The sequence below is a fragment of the Pseudodesulfovibrio tunisiensis genome (assembly GCF_022809775.1).
Taxonomy (GTDB): Bacteria; Desulfobacterota; Desulfovibrionia; order Desulfovibrionales; family Desulfovibrionaceae; genus Pseudodesulfovibrio; species Pseudodesulfovibrio tunisiensis.
In genome coordinates, this window is sequence record NZ_CP094380.1 from 1,294,262 (window position 1) to 1,308,708 (window position 14,447).

Annotated in this window: 17 protein-coding genes, 1 tRNA gene and 1 other RNA gene; 8 read left to right on the forward strand and 11 right to left on the reverse strand. The window is 55.7% G+C overall.

The genetic code is table 11. The annotated features are described in order from the left end of the window. The first annotated feature begins 81 nt into the window (after positions 1-81). The 6 genes from MPN23_RS06525 (at position 82) to MPN23_RS06550 (ending at position 4,927) form a co-directional block, all read left to right on the forward strand. A complete protein-coding gene (locus MPN23_RS06525; RefSeq protein ID WP_243546894.1) occupies positions 82-1,035 on the forward strand; it encodes an ATP-grasp domain-containing protein in 954 nt (317 codons plus the stop codon). 1 nt (position 1,036) lies between these two features. Beyond that, positions 1,037-1,375 carry a hypothetical protein gene (locus MPN23_RS06530; RefSeq protein WP_243546895.1) on the forward strand — a complete coding sequence of 113 codons (339 nt, stop codon included), beginning with the start codon at positions 1,037-1,039 and terminating at the stop codon, positions 1,373-1,375. Next, on the forward strand, positions 1,356-1,682 hold the full coding sequence (locus MPN23_RS06535; protein WP_243546896.1) for an HAD family hydrolase: 327 nt from the start codon (positions 1,356-1,358) through the stop codon (positions 1,680-1,682). Before MPN23_RS06530 ends, MPN23_RS06535 begins: the two co-directional genes overlap by 20 nt. Then, positions 1,679-2,377 carry a class I SAM-dependent methyltransferase gene (locus MPN23_RS06540; RefSeq protein WP_243546897.1) on the forward strand — a complete coding sequence of 233 codons (699 nt, stop codon included), beginning with the start codon at positions 1,679-1,681 and terminating at the stop codon, positions 2,375-2,377. The genes MPN23_RS06535 and MPN23_RS06540 overlap by 4 nt, the downstream gene beginning before the upstream one ends. Before the next feature lie 290 nt (positions 2,378-2,667). Next, the gene (thrC, locus tag MPN23_RS06545; protein WP_243546898.1) at positions 2,668-4,116 is read left to right on the forward strand and encodes a threonine synthase; all 1,449 of its coding nucleotides are present in this window, start codon (positions 2,668-2,670) and stop codon (positions 4,114-4,116) included. A 49-nt stretch (positions 4,117-4,165) separates the two neighbouring features. After that, entirely contained in the window at positions 4,166-4,927 is a 762-nt protein-coding gene (locus tag MPN23_RS06550; RefSeq protein WP_243547359.1) for a TlyA family RNA methyltransferase, read from the forward strand. Between the two features lie 97 nt (positions 4,928-5,024). On the opposite strand, the gene MPN23_RS06555 is transcribed toward MPN23_RS06550, so the two are convergent. The 4 genes from MPN23_RS06555 to MPN23_RS06570 form a co-directional block, all read right to left on the reverse strand. Then, entirely contained in the window at positions 5,025-5,855 is an 831-nt protein-coding gene (locus tag MPN23_RS06555; RefSeq protein ID WP_243546899.1) for a rhodanese-like domain-containing protein, read from the reverse strand. 119 nt (positions 5,856-5,974) lie between these two features. Continuing rightward, positions 5,975-6,682 carry an energy-coupling factor transporter transmembrane component T family protein gene (locus tag MPN23_RS06560; protein ID WP_243546900.1) on the reverse strand — a complete coding sequence of 236 codons (708 nt, stop codon included), beginning with the start codon at positions 6,680-6,682 and terminating at the stop codon, positions 5,975-5,977. Next, positions 6,679-7,413: an energy-coupling factor ABC transporter ATP-binding protein gene (locus tag MPN23_RS06565; RefSeq protein WP_243546901.1), complete on the reverse strand. Its 735-nt coding sequence runs from the start codon at positions 7,411-7,413 to the stop codon at positions 6,679-6,681. Before MPN23_RS06565 ends, MPN23_RS06560 begins: the two co-directional genes overlap by 4 nt. Positions 7,414-7,518: 105 nt before the next feature. Further along, a complete protein-coding gene (locus MPN23_RS06570; RefSeq protein ID WP_243546902.1) occupies positions 7,519-8,724 on the reverse strand; it encodes an OmpP1/FadL family transporter in 1,206 nt (401 codons plus the stop codon). Between the two features lie 266 nt (positions 8,725-8,990). Between MPN23_RS06570 and MPN23_RS06575 the strand changes: the two genes are divergently transcribed. Continuing rightward, complete coding sequence (locus tag MPN23_RS06575) at positions 8,991-9,428, forward strand: hypothetical protein (RefSeq protein ID WP_243546903.1); 438 nt, start codon at positions 8,991-8,993, stop codon at positions 9,426-9,428. On the opposite strand, the gene MPN23_RS06580 is transcribed toward MPN23_RS06575, so the two are convergent. From MPN23_RS06580 to MPN23_RS06610, 7 genes are all read right to left on the reverse strand, one after another. Beyond that, entirely contained in the window at positions 9,425-10,039 is a 615-nt protein-coding gene (locus MPN23_RS06580) for a methyltransferase family protein (RefSeq protein WP_243546904.1), read from the reverse strand. The genes MPN23_RS06575 and MPN23_RS06580 overlap by 4 nt on opposite strands. Before the next feature lie 77 nt (positions 10,040-10,116). Next, on the reverse strand, positions 10,117-10,863 hold the full coding sequence (locus tag MPN23_RS06585; protein WP_243546905.1) for a DUF4198 domain-containing protein: 747 nt from the start codon (positions 10,861-10,863) through the stop codon (positions 10,117-10,119). A gap of 182 nt (positions 10,864-11,045) precedes the next feature. Further along, positions 11,046-11,969 carry a bile acid:sodium symporter family protein gene (locus MPN23_RS06590; RefSeq protein ID WP_243546906.1) on the reverse strand — a complete coding sequence of 308 codons (924 nt, stop codon included), beginning with the start codon at positions 11,967-11,969 and terminating at the stop codon, positions 11,046-11,048. Between the two features lie 124 nt (positions 11,970-12,093). Next, positions 12,094-12,189, reverse strand: an RNA gene (gene ffs / locus MPN23_RS06595) — signal recognition particle sRNA small type. A gap of 50 nt (positions 12,190-12,239) precedes the next feature. Continuing rightward, a tRNA-Ser gene (locus MPN23_RS06600) sits at positions 12,240-12,331 on the reverse strand. 81 nt (positions 12,332-12,412) lie between these two features. Further along, positions 12,413-13,330, reverse strand: a complete 918-nt coding sequence (locus MPN23_RS06605) for a dihydroorotate dehydrogenase (protein ID WP_243546907.1) — start codon at positions 13,328-13,330, stop codon at positions 12,413-12,415. Between the two features lie 12 nt (positions 13,331-13,342). Continuing rightward, positions 13,343-14,128 carry an iron-sulfur cluster-binding protein gene (locus tag MPN23_RS06610; protein ID WP_243546908.1) on the reverse strand — a complete coding sequence of 262 codons (786 nt, stop codon included), beginning with the start codon at positions 14,126-14,128 and terminating at the stop codon, positions 13,343-13,345. A gap of 39 nt (positions 14,129-14,167) precedes the next feature. On the opposite strand from MPN23_RS06610, the gene MPN23_RS17085 reads away from it, so the two are divergent. Then, positions 14,168-14,419 carry a hypothetical protein gene (locus MPN23_RS17085; RefSeq protein WP_341540102.1) on the forward strand — a complete coding sequence of 84 codons (252 nt, stop codon included), beginning with the start codon at positions 14,168-14,170 and terminating at the stop codon, positions 14,417-14,419. Positions 14,420-14,447 lie beyond the last annotated feature (28 nt).

Sequence of the window (14,447 nt, forward strand, 5' to 3'; positions counted from 1 at the left end):
ATTTCCATTGTTGTCACTATCCCAACGGGCTAACATTTTCAAATTGGAAGTCTTAACCCTTAACGACAACCCAATATAATTATGCTAAAAATCATTGTCCTATCTTGTGGAACAAATGCAAACTACCACCTGTGCAGAATCTTTAAAAAAAATTTTCCCAACAACTTCTATTTGATCGGCGCTGACACAAATTCTCCGGAAAATGTACCCAACATAAGCCTCCTGGATGAATTCTATCAAATCCCTTCAGTTGCAGATTCTGCCTACTACTCTGCCGTGGTTTCAATATGTAAAAAGGAAAGGCCCGATTTCATTCTTCCCACTTTTGACAAAGAACAACTTCTTTTCCATCCTCAAAACCCCGACTTGAATTCATTAAGTATAAAAAGCCTTTCCACTCCCTACGAAAGTCTAGTACATTACAACAATAAAAAAAATATGTCTTTTTTTCTAAAAGCAAACGGCTTTGATGTTCCTAAAATACACGACAAAGTCACTTTAAATGAAAACCAAGATTATTTTGTAAAGCCTATCGATGGAGTCGGATCCGTTGGTGCACGACTGATGCGCGGTTCAGTAATAAAAGAACTCGATGATCCAAGTCTTCTTGTTCAAGAAGTCTGCAGACCACCAGAAATAACCATGGAAGTATTCCGTTATGGGACACAAATTTCAACTGTAACTCGAGAGCGTATTCAAACCAAAGCTGGAGTCTGTACCAAAGCCAAGTTGAGCTCTAATAAGAATTTAGAAGATGTCGCTAAAAGATTGATACGCTGCATCCAGACTCCTCATTTTTTCAACTTGCAGTTTATGAAAAATAGCCAAAATAATTTCGTAATCACTGATGTGAACTTCAGACTGGCAGGTGGAATGAGTATCTCTTATGCCGGAGGATGGGACGAAGCTTCTGCTCTTGCTCACTGCTTATTGCAGTATTCTGAAAAAAAAATATTTGCTCCTCTCCAGTTAAGGCACAAGGAACAATGGGTAAGCCGGGTTTATACTGAAGTTGTCACACAATTTAAAGATTAGCATGTACCATAAGAAGCAAAACTGGCTTGCCATTGATTTTGATGGAACTTTGCTCAACAGTTTACATAGACATCTTGTAGTCTTGAATTTTACTTTGAAGATATTGGGTATTGCAATACAAACAAATGGATTCATTGCCTACAAAAGAGAAGGATACAACAACATCGACTTCCTAACTCAAAAAGGACTCCCTTTGCTGATCGCTCGACAGATTCAAAGCAAGTGGGTTTCGAATATTGAAAAAACACATTTTTTAAAGCATGACACTCTCTTTTTGCGATTCGATCACATTCTTAAAAATAATTATCAACAAATACAAATTGATACTGGTCACAGCTAGGACAAACACAAAGGGAGTTCTAACCCAAATTGAACAGCTCGGGATAAATGAATATTTTTCTGAAATACTTATCACGAAGCCCGGCCTAACTGCAGCTGAAAACAAACTAACAGCGTTGCAAGCATTCCCAGTAAAAGGAATCATTGGTGACACAGAAGTAGATTTCCAAGCAGCAAAAGGGATGTCTCTGCCCTTCTTCGCCCTTGACAGAGGATTTAGATCCAAATCTTTTTGGGAAAAACACAGCATTTATCGAACATACAGCAACCTGTTAGACATACTCCCAATCATCGGGGACAAGGTATGAAAATATTAGACAAAATCGCTGCCGATTCAATTTATGCAAAAGGAATCTGTTCTATGACTATTCCTTACAGTTTTAAAATCTTCAAAAGATGGTTAGTGGGTAATAAAATTCTGGAGCTTGGCCCTGCGGAAGGCTTAATGACCGAGCAATTAGTAGCTCTCGGTAAAAGTATTACTGTTGTTGAAGGTGCTTTAGGATTTTGCGAAATAATCAAAAAAAGATGCCCTGCAGTAAAAATAATCCACAGCCTCTTTGAAGATTTTTCTACGACAGAAACATTTGACCACATTATACTCGGCCATGTGCTTGAACATGTTAAAAATCCAGTCGGCATCTTAAAACAAATTTCACGTTTTTTAACGCCTCAAGGAACCATTTTATCCGCAGTTCCGAATGCTCGCTCAATTCACCGACAAGCAGCGACCATTATGGGGATAACCTCTTCCGAATATGAGGCTAGCGCAAAAGACAAACGCCATGGACACCAGCGAATATATTCTCCTGAATCATTCCGCTCTGATTTTGTGCAAGCGGGACTTAAAATTGATCATTTTGGAGGGTATTGGCTCAAACCTCTTGCGGACAAACAAATTGAACAAAGCTGGAGCACTGAGCAACTTGCTGCTTTCATGGTCCTTGGAGAACGGTATCCAGATATCGCTGCTGAAATCTATATTATTGCCTCTCGCCCGTAAACGCTATTCACCCCGCTCCCCGAACACAGATAGGTGGTTTTGAGCATCCCGAGAATATGGCCGTAACATCTTCAGTCCCCTGCAAGGCTGATCCGAAAAAATTCCTCTTCACCCCAAAAGTGGGTTGACGGCAGCGCCCCGAGGCTGGAAAAGTACTTTCCGGCATTTGATCGCATTCCGGTAGGAAAACCGGCTACGCGGAACGTGCCGCGGTTTCCCGGACATCAGGACTCGCGCTACCGTCCCAGTTGCAGGACGCGCGCGCCGAAACATCAACCCAAGAGCGGACAATGAGCAAAGACCTGTTCCCCACCTACCGAGGCACCATGGAATATTTCTGCCTCGGCTGCGGCAAGCGGTTTCCCACGGACAAGCTGTACTACACCTGCCCGGACTGCGGCGGCGTGTTTCTGCTTGAGAATCTCGATTTCGACAACCTGAAAAAAACTCCGGGCCATCGCTGGCAGGAGATTTTCGACCGCCGTGCCGCCACCAAACGAACCGCCATGCGCGGCATTTTCCGGTTCTACGAACTCATGGCCCCGGTGCTGGACGAAGATGACATCCTGTATCTGGGCGAGGGCAACACCCCCATCATTCGGTCCAGCGACCGACTGATCCGGGAAACAGGCATTCGCACCGGCTACAAGAACGACGGACAGAATCCCTCGGCTTCCTTCAAGGACCGCGGCATGGCCTGCGCATTCAGCTACCTGCGCTCCCTGATCCGCCAGAACGACTGGGACCAGATTCTCACGGTATGCGCCTCCACCGGCGACACTTCCGCAGCAGCCGCGCTGTACGCCTCCTATGCAGGCGAGGCCATCAAGTCCGTGGTCATCCTGCCCCATGGCAAGGTCACCCCGGCCCAGCTTTCCCAGCCCCTTGGCTCGGGCGCAACCGTGCTGGAAGTTCCCGGCGTGTTCGACGACTGCATGAAGGTGGTGGAGCATCTGGCCGACAACTACCGGGTCGCCCTGCTCAATTCCAAGAACGCATGGCGCATCCTTGGTCAGGAATCCTATGCCTTTGAAATAGCCCAGTGGTTCAGGTGGAACATGCAGGGCAAATGCGTGTTCGTGCCCATCGGCAACGCAGGCAATGTCACGGCCATCATGGCGGGCTTTCTCAAGCTGTACAAACTCGACATCATCGATGCCCTGCCGCGCATTTTCGGCGTGCAGTCCCACCATGCGGACCCGGTCTACCGCTACTACGCGGTGGACGATCCCAAGGAACGGGAATTCCACCCCGTGACCGTAAGCCCGAGCGTGGCCCAGGCAGCCATGATCGGCAATCCGGTCTCCTTCCCCCGCGTGAAGTACTATGCTGAACAATTCGAGGAAATCGGCGGGCACGATGCGTTTCAGGTCCTTCAGGTCACCGAGCAGCAGATCATGGACTCCATGATTCAGGCCAACCGCAACGGACACATCGCCTGCACCCAGGGCGGCGAATCCTTTGCCGGAGCCAAACGCGCCAAGGAACTCGGCCTGATCTGCGACGAGGAAATCTGCATTCTGGACTCCACGGCCCACCACCTCAAGTTCGTGGACTTCCAGAACATGTACTTCAACAATGCCTTTCCCCCTGAATTCGAGGTCGCACCGGACACATCCCTGTCCAACAAGCCGCACCTGATCATCTCTCCCGAGGAAAAGGACCGCCTCTCCCCCGAGGACTTCACTCGCGCCACCGCCGACAAGGTGGTCGCCCGTCTCGGACTGGAGCACAACTAACACCAAACCGGGCGGGATGGCTTTCGGCTGTCCCGCCCTTTCCATCCACATGGCCAAAAAGCAGCGCGCAGACCAACTCATTGCCCAGCAGGGCCTTGCCGAAAGCCGGGAAAAGGCCAAACGACTGATCATGGCCGGACAGGTTCACTACATGGAACGCGGCCAGAAACTTCCGGTTGCCAAACCGGGGCAGCAATTTCACGAGGAAACGGAGTTCGTGGTAGCCGGATCGAACCGATTCGTGTCTCGCGGCGCGCACAAGCTCCTGACGGCCATCGAGGAATACGGCATGGACTGCACCGGCAAGGTTGCGCTGGATGCCGGGGCCTCAACCGGCGGATTCACCGATGTACTGCTCCAGCATGGCGCGACGCGCGTCTATGCCGTGGATGTGGGCTACGGGCAATTGCACGAAAAGCTGCGCACCGATGAACGCGTGGTCAATCTGGAACGGACAAACCTGCGCCACGCCGAGCCGGAGCTCATTCCGGAGCCCGTGGACTTGGTGGTTTCGGACGTGTCCTTCATTTCCCTGACCAAAATCCTGCCCGCCTGCATGCAGTTTCTCAAGCCGGGCGGCGAAGTGGTTGCCCTGATCAAACCCCAGTTCGAGGTGGGGCCGGGACAGACTGACCGGGGCGTTGTGCGGGACGAAAAGCTGCGGCAGGAAACCGTGGACATGGTGGTCGCATTCTGCCGAACCGAACTGGGCCTGACCTCCGTGGGTGTGGTGCCGTCGAAGATTCTCGGTCCCAAGGGCAATCAGGAATATCTGGCCTACTTTCGCCGCAACGAAACCATGACCCAATAGTGTCATTCAACGCCTGAGCCGCGATTCAGGAAAATTCCGCCCGAAAGACTGCAACCGGACATTCCAAGGGGATCGTCCGGCTAATGGGAATCGTGCATCACGCCTCGGGCCGGACCATGTGCCTGCCCAGAATCCGCAGGTGCGCCTTCTCTTCCCGTGCAAGCAATTCCAGCGTTTCCACGGTCTCGGGCAATTCCGCCTTCTGCTTGCAGCGCAAATAGAAATCAAGCGCCTGAGCTTCGATCATGGCCGCGACTTCCAGAAAACCCAAGTCCTCGTCAAAAGCCCCGGCATATTCGCTCAGGAACTCCTCCAGCCGCACGCCTCCCTCGGCCAGCTCTCCGGCATTCTCCAACGCCCTGTTCTCAAAGGCATCCCGATCCAGAGGGGCCGGTTCCAGACGCGTATACAGCTCATACAGCGTATCCATGTGCCTGTCCTCGTACCCGGCCAGTTCGATGAACAATTCAATCCGGTCCAGAGTCTCGGCCATGTCCGCCCTGAGGGAATAATAGGATTGCAGATTGCGCTCCATGACATAGGCCTTCATGACCACTTCCACAGGCGTTTCCCGACCGGTGAAGGCAATCATGCCCAGCTCGATGGGACCGTAGGCAACCTCCCCCTTCCATGCCGAGGCTCCGCCCACCAGATTCACGACTTCGCCGTATCCCTGCCCCTGCAGGAGCGAAGCCGCAGCCGAACTTCTGCCTCCCGAGTGGCAGTACACGATCACGGGTTTGCTCGAATTTATCTCTTCCAATCTGTCGGGAAGTTCGGTCAGGGGCACAAGCTGCGCGCCGGGGAGATGAAATGTTTCGTATTCCCACGCCTGTCGGACATCCAGCAGCGTGAAGTCCGACGGCTTGCGGGAGTCCATGAACGCCTTTGCCTGCTCGCTGTTCATCAAGCGTATACGATCCGGCATGGTTCCTCCGTTGTTGCGAAGTCGAAACCGATGTTTGCCTATACCGATCAATCAATCAGATACGGTAGGCAACACCGGGCCGTCAACAGAAAGGAAAGTGTTCGGAAGCAATGCGTGAATCAGGCCACGACAAGCATGGCGACAGCAGCAAACATTCCCGAAAGCACAGCCCAATCACGTCCATGCCATGAAAAACGGGCTTTCCACGCCTCGGGTCGATCCAGCCGTCGCCCGGCAACAGCCAGAGTCTGATCCCAGGTATTGCGGCCCATGGTACGCAGCAGGGCTTGAGGCATCAGGCGCATGCGCTCGAAAAAACTCATGTTCGGACAACGAAGCTGCATGGTTTGCCGGATGCCTGCGAGAGTGCGCAGACCCAAGGGAAGAAAATGCACCATGAGGGACAGGGAAAAAGCCAGCTTCCATGCCCGTTCGCGCCCGAAGGGCCGGGCAAACCATGCCAGAGCCAAGCCGAGCCGGGCAGGCGACGTGCTCAGGGCAAGGCAGAGCCCCAGCATCATCAAAACGCCGAGTCGAAGGCCCAGCTCCAAGGCAAGAATCAGAGCAACAAAAGGAGTCAGCCCGAACAACACATCAAGCCCACCCTTGAGCAGCATCCAGAACAGCACGAAAACCGCCATGCTTTGCGCCATGAGCCTGCCGCGAGGCTCCTGACGGACCAGAGCGAGCGAACAGCAGAGCAGCAACAGGCCCAGCGCCCCAACCGGAACGGAATGCCCATGCCAGACCGAAATGCCGAGGCCGATCACGCTCAGGACCTTGAGGCGCGGGTCCAGACTTCGCAGAAAATCGGGTAGCAACCTCATTCCGCGCTATCCCACGGTTCAAGACTGCGGCATGCCGTCCATGAACACGGCGGTCTGACACCATGCTCCCGCACGGAATCCAGCACGTCCTCGGGACGCCCGTTCAGAACCAGAGTTCCCTTGTTCAGCACGAACAGGCAATCCGCCAGATCAATCAGGCACTCCAGATCATGCACGGCAACGACCTGCGTCAATCCGGCTTCACGATTTCCGCGAAGCAGCCGCCGCATTTCCAGAATTCCCGGGTAATCCAATCCGCTGAACGGTTCGTCCAGCAGCAGCACGCCCGGCTGATCCAGCAGGGCTCCGGCCAGACACAGCTTCCGCTTCATGCCCCAGGACAGGGAATGTACCGGGCATTCCCATTTCCCGGCCAACCCGAATCGATCAAGCATGATCCGGGCCGATTTCTCGGATCGATCATCATCCCTGCCCAGCAGGACATCTTCCCCCACGGTTCCGCCCAGAATCTGCAAATCCGCATCCTGCATCACCAGTCGGCAAACGCCGCGGACGTCCGCTTCGCAGCCCGGGGAAACATGGCCGTCGACAACAAGCTTTCCCGACTCCGGGGTATACAGCCCTGCCAGCATGGCCAGCAGCGTGGACTTGCCGCTGCCGTTGGCCCCGACCAGACCGACCAGACTCCCGCGCGCCACATGAAAATTCGTGGCTGCGAGTGCCTCGTGTCCATCCGGGTACATGAACGTCATATTTTCCGCTTTGATCATGACTGTATTCTGTCTCCTCATCGAGTCGGCATAGTCCCGCAATCAGGGGAAAAAGAAAAGCCCCCGTCTGGGCGGGGGCTTGAATGCATCTACATGTGGGGAATGCTAGAAGACATATCCCACGGACAGACCCGCGATATGCGTGTCGCCATCCTTGAAATCCACGTTGTCGTGGGAACCGATCTTCATGCCGTGACGGTCCTTGGACACGATGTAGGAATAAGCCAGATCGCAGGTCCAGTTCTCGCCCTTGAAGCCGAGACCACCGGAAAAGAGATGGCGGTCGTTGGACGGCAGCATGAACGAGGCAGAGCCGTGACGGATCGGGCTCTGGTCCCAGATGTAGCCGAGACGGACAGCGGCCCAGTCCTTGACCCAGTACTCGGTGCCGAGCTGAAGCCGCCACGTGTTCTTGTAGTACATGTCCACAACGGAATCACCCACTGCGGAATCCGTATCGATCTTCAAATTTTTGGTGTGCTCCCAACGGGTATGCACCACATCGAATTCGATGTTCCAGTCGTCAGTGGGCTGGTAGGCGACCCCCAGTGAGTAGCTGGAAGGAAGCGTTGTCGCGACATAGGCCTTGGCATCAGCCAACGGCGCACCGCCGCTGAACTTGATTTTGCCATCAGTACAAACCTTTGCAGGTGCGCGATAGGTGAATCCAACACCCCATTGATCATTGAACTGATAATGCAAACCGAGGTTCCCGGTAGCGGTCACGGTCTCACCTTCGATCTTGACCTTGGTGGGAAGAGTAGCAATCGTCGGAGTCTTCTCGATCAGCACGTTCCCCTTCATCAGCTCGATGCCGACAGCAGCGGAAAAGTGCTCGTTGAACTTGAAGGCGATGCTGGGATTCAGGGAAAAGGTTTCCAGCAGGATGTTGGTCAGCTCGTCCTTGCCGATCCAGTTGTCCGGATATTCCATGCCCAGACCGAAGCGGGTGAATTCGCCCACGCCGAGCCAGACATTGTCATTGTACTTGTGCACGTAGTAGGCGTGCGGAACCAGAAAGGTCTGATCCTTGGTCTTGGTGCTGTTCCCGCCGATGACGACTTCGCCGGCAGGCTGAATGGCCACCATGCCGACAAGGGTCTGATTGTCTTCAAGACGGGTCATGAGAGCCGGGTTCGTGGCAACGACCGAAGCATCACCGGCCTGGGCGATGCCCGTGGTGCCCATGGCTACGGAGCGGTTGCTGTATTCGTAGAGAGCAAAGCCCCCGGCCAGGGCGTTCGCAGACAAAGCCAGAAGAAGGCCGCAGAGAATCAGACAGCGGCCGAGAGCGGAGAAAACGCGTTTCATCCTTCCCCCTTGTTTGACGCCAGTGCCTTCCGACCCCCATCGGAAAAGCAGGAATCGCCATCCCCAGATTTGCGGCGATTCCGTTCGGACGTTTTGGTTAATAAAACTTTGCCTTGGTAGCCCAACCCGTTTCAAAAGTAAAACAATTTTGTCACAAAGCCGCGACAGCCCTGCTGCACGCGAAATTATCACATCATGTTCCCGGGTTGCGGCATGATTTTGGCACCCATGGTGAAAACAGCAATTTTTTCCCACAAGGCACAATCATGCGCATTTCTCTGGACACCAAGGAAAAGAGTTTTCACGCCACTCTGGCCATAGGTGGCGTGGCCGGACTTGCGGAAGGATCGATCCGGGCAGCCAGCCTGACCCTGCACACCATGTTCCCGGGCATGCTGCTGACCATAGTGGCTGCATTCTTCGGCGGTTTCTGCGGATTTTTCATCAAGGACTGCGCACGGCTGGCGCGAGGCATGAAGCCATACCGAGGCATCAACAACGACGGCATGATGATGGGAGCGTTTTTGGGAGCGTTTCTGGGCACGCTCTTTCAGGTGGCGGACAGTGCGGACGGTGCCAATCTGGTGATCGGTTCCATGACCGGGGCCTTTGTCGGCGCACTTTTCGGTGCCCTGCCCGATGAATTCGTGACCCCGATCCTGCAACTGATCCATCAGGAACGGGATACGTCCGGCACGGATTAGCTGCTTCTGCGACCGGGCCAGAACGCGTTGGTTTTCCGGCAATATTCCTCATAGGCCGAACCGAACCGCAAGATCAGGTCCCGTTCCTCGGCATGACAGACGAAAACGCAAACCGGAATCCAGAGCAGGGAATAGACGGCCAGAAACGGCGAATGCGATCCAAGACCGATGAGCACCCACACCGCATATCCGCCAACAGCCTGCGGGTGACGCATTCTCCGGTACACCCCCCGAAACATGGGCCGCGACTTTTCCGGCTCCACGGTTTCGCCTCCGGCATCACGCACCCCTGCCCACCACAGCAGAACAGCGGGCACGGCACACACACCGGCAGACAGTGCGGACCACCACCACGGCCACGGAAACCAGTGGGGCATCCCGAACGGCGGCGGGTACGCCAATATCCAGCCATAGCACCCGAGGATGGCGACTCCCAGCAGATAGCAGACCTGCCTGTAGGCCGCGCAGCGTTTCCACGCGACCTCGCCCATTCGACGTTCCAATGCCGCAGGACGCACGCTGAGCACATACAGCCAGACATAGGCCGAAGAGCACAATACGAGCAGGCCCACGCTGCCCCAGATCATGATGGACCGATTGAACTCCTCCATTTCCACCCCATACAGGCAAACAAGCCCGCCGTACAGTATACGACGGGCTTGCAGCACGCGGCAGAAAACGTTTCAAGCTACTTCATCTCGACCCAAAGCACGGCACCGAGCTCCAGCTCGCGGCCCTTGTACTCCTCGGGGGCGGTATTGAGTCCGGCGAATCCCCACCAGCCCTTCCACGGGCAGGCAAAGGTGAACACGCCGTTACCGTCGGCCAGCACTTCCTGAGTCACCATCCGATCATTGGGGGCGGTGCGCTTGCCATCCCTGTTGTGGAATTCCACTTCCACGCGGGTGTACGGAGCAGGCTTGCCGTCCAGAATCACGATGCCCTGAAACACGTTGCCGGCATAGTTGCCGAACGGACGGGTCAGGGGAACGATCTCGGTACGCAGGCCAAGGGGCTTGTTCCATTCCTCCCCCTCGCCGTAGGCGTCGATCACGACCTTGGTGAAATGCTGAATGTAGTTGTTCTCGGCATCTTCCTTGTACGGAACGGGCTCAAAGGCAAAGGCGTACAGCCCCGGGGCCTTGGGTGTGAAAGAGGTCTTCCAGGCGGAATGGCCCATGACCTTGGCGGGCTTGAGCGTGGAAAGCAGATCCACCTGCTCGCCGTTGTCGATGCTCACGAAAAATCTGGCGGGCTTTTCCAGCTCCATTCCCTGCCCCTCGAAGGGATGCGAAAAACAGAGCGTCATGTTCACGGTCCGTTTGTCCTGAGCCACCTCGTCCGTGTCCGGGATAAGCATGCCGAAATGGGCGAACGCCGCCTGACAGGTCAACAGGACAAAGGCCGCAGCCAGCACTACACACTTGGATTTCATCGGGTTCCTCCTGAAATGCACGAATCACAAACACCAAAACAACTTTCAAACACTCTGGGTGAATATTAATATCCAATCAGTAACACGAGTCAAGTAATATTCTGCATTTCTTGACAATAAAAAGGCCGGGTCGCAATGCTTCCACATTGCGGCCCGGCCTGAACATGCCATGAAAAATCGATCTATTTCGGGCTTCTGCGCCAGATTCGTGCCAGAGAGACTCCGGAGATATTGTGCCACAAGCTGAAAAGCGCACCGGGCAAGGCGGTTGCCACACCGAAATACTTGACGGCAAGAGCCACGCCAAGGCCGGAATTCTGCATCCCCACCTCGATGGCCAAGGTACGCGCATCCCGCGGCGTGCAGCCGAACACCCGCCCTCCCCAGTATCCTGCGGCCAGACCAACGGCATTGTGCATGATCACGGCCACCAGCGCCATGACCGGAAGACCGAGCAGGGTCTGCTGATTCAGCCCCATGATGCAGGCGATGAGCAAGGCGATGACGATGATGGAAAGGGACGGGAACCACACCAGAAAGGGGTCCAGCCATTTGCGGAAGATGCGACGCAGAATCAGGCCGTCCACCAGCGGAAACACCACGATCCAGAACACGGAGTTCACCATGCCCCAGAAATGGATTTCCACATGCTGCCCAAGAATGAAGTAGATGATGGCCGGAGTCAGCAGCGGAGCCAGACAGGTGGCGGCCAGAGTCATGGTCACGGACAGTGCGACATTGGCCCGCGCCAGATACGCGATCACGTTGGACGCAGTGCCGCCGGGACAGGCCCCCACCACGACCATGCCGATGAGCACTTCCTCGGGCATGTCCAGCAGGGTGCAGATGGCAAAGGCAGCCACCGGCATGACCGTGTACTGAAGCAGAATGCCCAGCCCGGCCATGCGCCATTTGCGCAAAATGTCCAGAAAGTCCTCGAACTCCAAAGCCAACCCCATGCCGAACATGATCACCCCCAATCCGAGGGGAATGTGCGGCTTGATCCAGGTGAAGGCCGGAGGATGATACAGCGCCGCCACGGACAGCAGCACGGCTATGGGCAGAAACTGGCGCTCGATGAACGCCGGAAGGGAATTACGAATCATTACTGGCTCCCGATGCAAGATGGGGCCTGATAAAAGCCATGGAGATTTGTGTCAAGGATACATTCCGGAATGCGGGACAGTGTCTTGTGCAAACAACAAAAAAGGGACGTGCTTTCACACGTCCCTTTTAGGGAAACCGGGCACCCGGCAACAACTGATACCGCTGCTCCCTTTCGGGCCTGACGGGGTTCACAGCGAAACCGCCGCCCGGCTTCCCTTTTCAAAAAAGGGCTTGCGGAAACAAACTTCCGCAAGCCCGTGTTTCCGTCGTGGCGGAGAGGAGAGGATTTGAACCTCCGGTGGAGTTTCCCCCACACACGCTTTCCAGGCGTGCTCCTTAAGCCGGACTCGGACACCTCTCCGCGTCGAGGAGAAGTATCTATTGAAAACTTTTGGTTATGGCAAGCAAAAAATGGGAAAAAAATGAATTTTCCTGAAATTCACTAGAATTCCATCTGCAAACTGCCCCGAAAAGCCTCCAGACTTTCCGCACCGATTTCCTCCAGCAATGCGGCCATGTCATCGGCCAGCCCAAAGGAGAAATCCGGACGCAGGAAGTTTGCGGTCCCCACCTGCACGGCATGCGCGCCCACCAGCAGGAACTCCAGCGCATCCTCTGCCGAAGCAATGCCGCCAATGCCCACGACCGGGATATCCACCGACTGCACCACCTGATGCACGCAGCGAAGCGCCACGGGCTTGATGGCCGGGCCGGACAGTCCACCAATCACATTGGCCAGCCGAGGCCTGCGGCGACGGATGTCCACGGCCATGCCGGACAGGGTGTTGATCAGGGACAGGGAATCCGCCCCGCCCTCTGCCGCGGCCCGGGCGCAGACCGTAATGTCCGTGACATTGGGCGACAGCTTGACCATGACGTGCTTGCCTCCGGCATTGCGCTTCACGGCTTCGGTCACCCTGCCGATCTGCTTCGGGTCCTGCCCGAACGCAATGCCGCCCTCCTTCACGTTGGGACAGGAAACATTGACTTCAAGCGCGGCAATGCCCTCTTCCCCGGCCAGCACCCCGGCCAGTTCCCCGAATTCCTCGGCGTCGCAGGCATACAGGTTGGCCACCACGGCCACATCCTTCCACGGCAGGGAAGGCAGCACCGTACGCACGAAATGTTCCACGCCGGGATTCTGAATGCCTATGGCATTGAGCATGCCGCACGGGGTCTCGGCCAGTCTGGGCATGGGATTGCCCTCGCGCGGCTTGAGGCTCAATCCCTTGGCCACAAGGCCGCCAAGCCGCTTCAGGTCGCCGTAGGGCGCAAACTCCAGACCGAACCCGAACGTGCCGGACGCGGTCATGACCGGATTTTTCAGGGTCAGCCCGCCAAAGCTTGTCTGCATATCCATATGTATAGGCTCCTACAGCTCCACGTTGTCCGACCAGAATACCGGGCCGCGCGTGCAGACCTGCACATTGTGCCCGCTGCCGTCCTTTGTCACGCAGCCCAGACACGCGCCCACGCCGCACCCCATCCGGTTTTCCAGGGAAAGCTGCGCCCGGGTCCCGGCCTCGGCAGCAGCGGACTGCACCGTGCGCATGAACGGGGTGGGACCGCAGCACAGGATCAGGCCGTCCCTTTCCGCATATTCGGCCACGAGCTCGTGGAGTCGGGCTATGATGCGCTGCAAATCCTCGGGCGTGCGCTCCATCATGCTTTCACATTCCACGGTCCGACTCAGGGAATCATAGGGATAGCATTCCAGAGGCACGCGGTGAGCCAGAAACAGCTTCAGATTTTCCGGCCCGGCATGGTTCTCGACATATCCGCGAAAAGGAGCTATGCCGATTCCGCCCGCAAGCAGCAGGGTGGGCCTTTCCGGCTCCACGGCGAAACCATTGCCCAGCGGTCCCCATATGGCGACCTCGTCGCCGGGCTTGAGCTGCGCCAGCCGGGACGTGCCGCGCCCCACCTTCTGAATGAACAGGGTCAGGCTGCCGTCCCCCACGCTGCTGATGGAAAAAGGACGCCCCCAGACGATCTCGAGGTCCCAGCTCACAGGCCGGATCATGACGAACTGGCCGGGCTTCCACCCGTCCCAATCCGGGTATTCCAGCTTGATTTCGAAAAATTCCCCGGGTCTTTTTGATTGACCGACAGGGACCACATCCAATACTTTTACATTTCGACAATTTCTCAAGGACATGCACCAACCCTTATGAACAAAAAGAATACACCGGAAATAATGGCCCCCGCAGGGGACAAGGCATCCTACCTCGCGGCAGTTGCCGCCGGAGCCGACGCAATCTACGTCGGGCTCAAACACTTTTCCGCCCGCATGCAGGCCAAGAACTTTTCTATCAGCGAGCTTGCCGCGCTGGCAAGCCTGGCCCGCGAGCAAGGCACCAAGACCTACGTGGCAATGAATACTCTGGTCAAGCCCGGCGACCCGGAATCCGCAGGCAGGCTCATCGACCGTCTCTCTCCCGCACCGTGAAACCCGAGGCCCTGATCATTCAGGATCT

Coding starts and splice junctions, on each gene's coding strand:
- MPN23_RS06525 (WP_243546894.1), top strand. CDS start 82: ATGCTAAAAATCATTGTCCTATCTTGTGGAACAAATGCAAACTACCAC.
- MPN23_RS06530 (WP_243546895.1), top strand. CDS start 1,037: ATGTACCATAAGAAGCAAAACTGGCTTGCCATTGATTTTGATGGAACT.
- MPN23_RS06540 (WP_243546897.1), top strand. CDS start 1,679: ATGAAAATATTAGACAAAATCGCTGCCGATTCAATTTATGCAAAAGGA.
- thrC (WP_243546898.1), top strand. CDS start 2,668: ATGAGCAAAGACCTGTTCCCCACCTACCGAGGCACCATGGAATATTTC.
- MPN23_RS06550 (WP_243547359.1), top strand. CDS start 4,166: ATGGCCAAAAAGCAGCGCGCAGACCAACTCATTGCCCAGCAGGGCCTT.
- MPN23_RS06555 (WP_243546899.1), bottom strand. CDS start 5,855: ATGCCGGATCGTATACGCTTGATGAACAGCGAGCAGGCAAAGGCGTTC.
- MPN23_RS06560 (WP_243546900.1), bottom strand. CDS start 6,682: ATGAGGTTGCTACCCGATTTTCTGCGAAGTCTGGACCCGCGCCTCAAG.
- MPN23_RS06565 (WP_243546901.1), bottom strand. CDS start 7,413: ATGATCAAAGCGGAAAATATGACGTTCATGTACCCGGATGGACACGAG.
- MPN23_RS06570 (WP_243546902.1), bottom strand. CDS start 8,724: ATGAAACGCGTTTTCTCCGCTCTCGGCCGCTGTCTGATTCTCTGCGGC.
- MPN23_RS06575 (WP_243546903.1), top strand. CDS start 8,991: ATGCGCATTTCTCTGGACACCAAGGAAAAGAGTTTTCACGCCACTCTG.
- MPN23_RS06580 (WP_243546904.1), bottom strand. CDS start 10,039: ATGGAGGAGTTCAATCGGTCCATCATGATCTGGGGCAGCGTGGGCCTG.
- MPN23_RS06585 (WP_243546905.1), bottom strand. CDS start 10,863: ATGAAATCCAAGTGTGTAGTGCTGGCTGCGGCCTTTGTCCTGTTGACC.
- MPN23_RS06590 (WP_243546906.1), bottom strand. CDS start 11,969: ATGATTCGTAATTCCCTTCCGGCGTTCATCGAGCGCCAGTTTCTGCCC.
- MPN23_RS06605 (WP_243546907.1), bottom strand. CDS start 13,330: ATGGATATGCAGACAAGCTTTGGCGGGCTGACCCTGAAAAATCCGGTC.
- MPN23_RS06610 (WP_243546908.1), bottom strand. CDS start 14,128: ATGTCCTTGAGAAATTGTCGAAATGTAAAAGTATTGGATGTGGTCCCT.
- MPN23_RS17085 (WP_341540102.1), top strand. CDS start 14,168: ATGGCCCCCGCAGGGGACAAGGCATCCTACCTCGCGGCAGTTGCCGCC.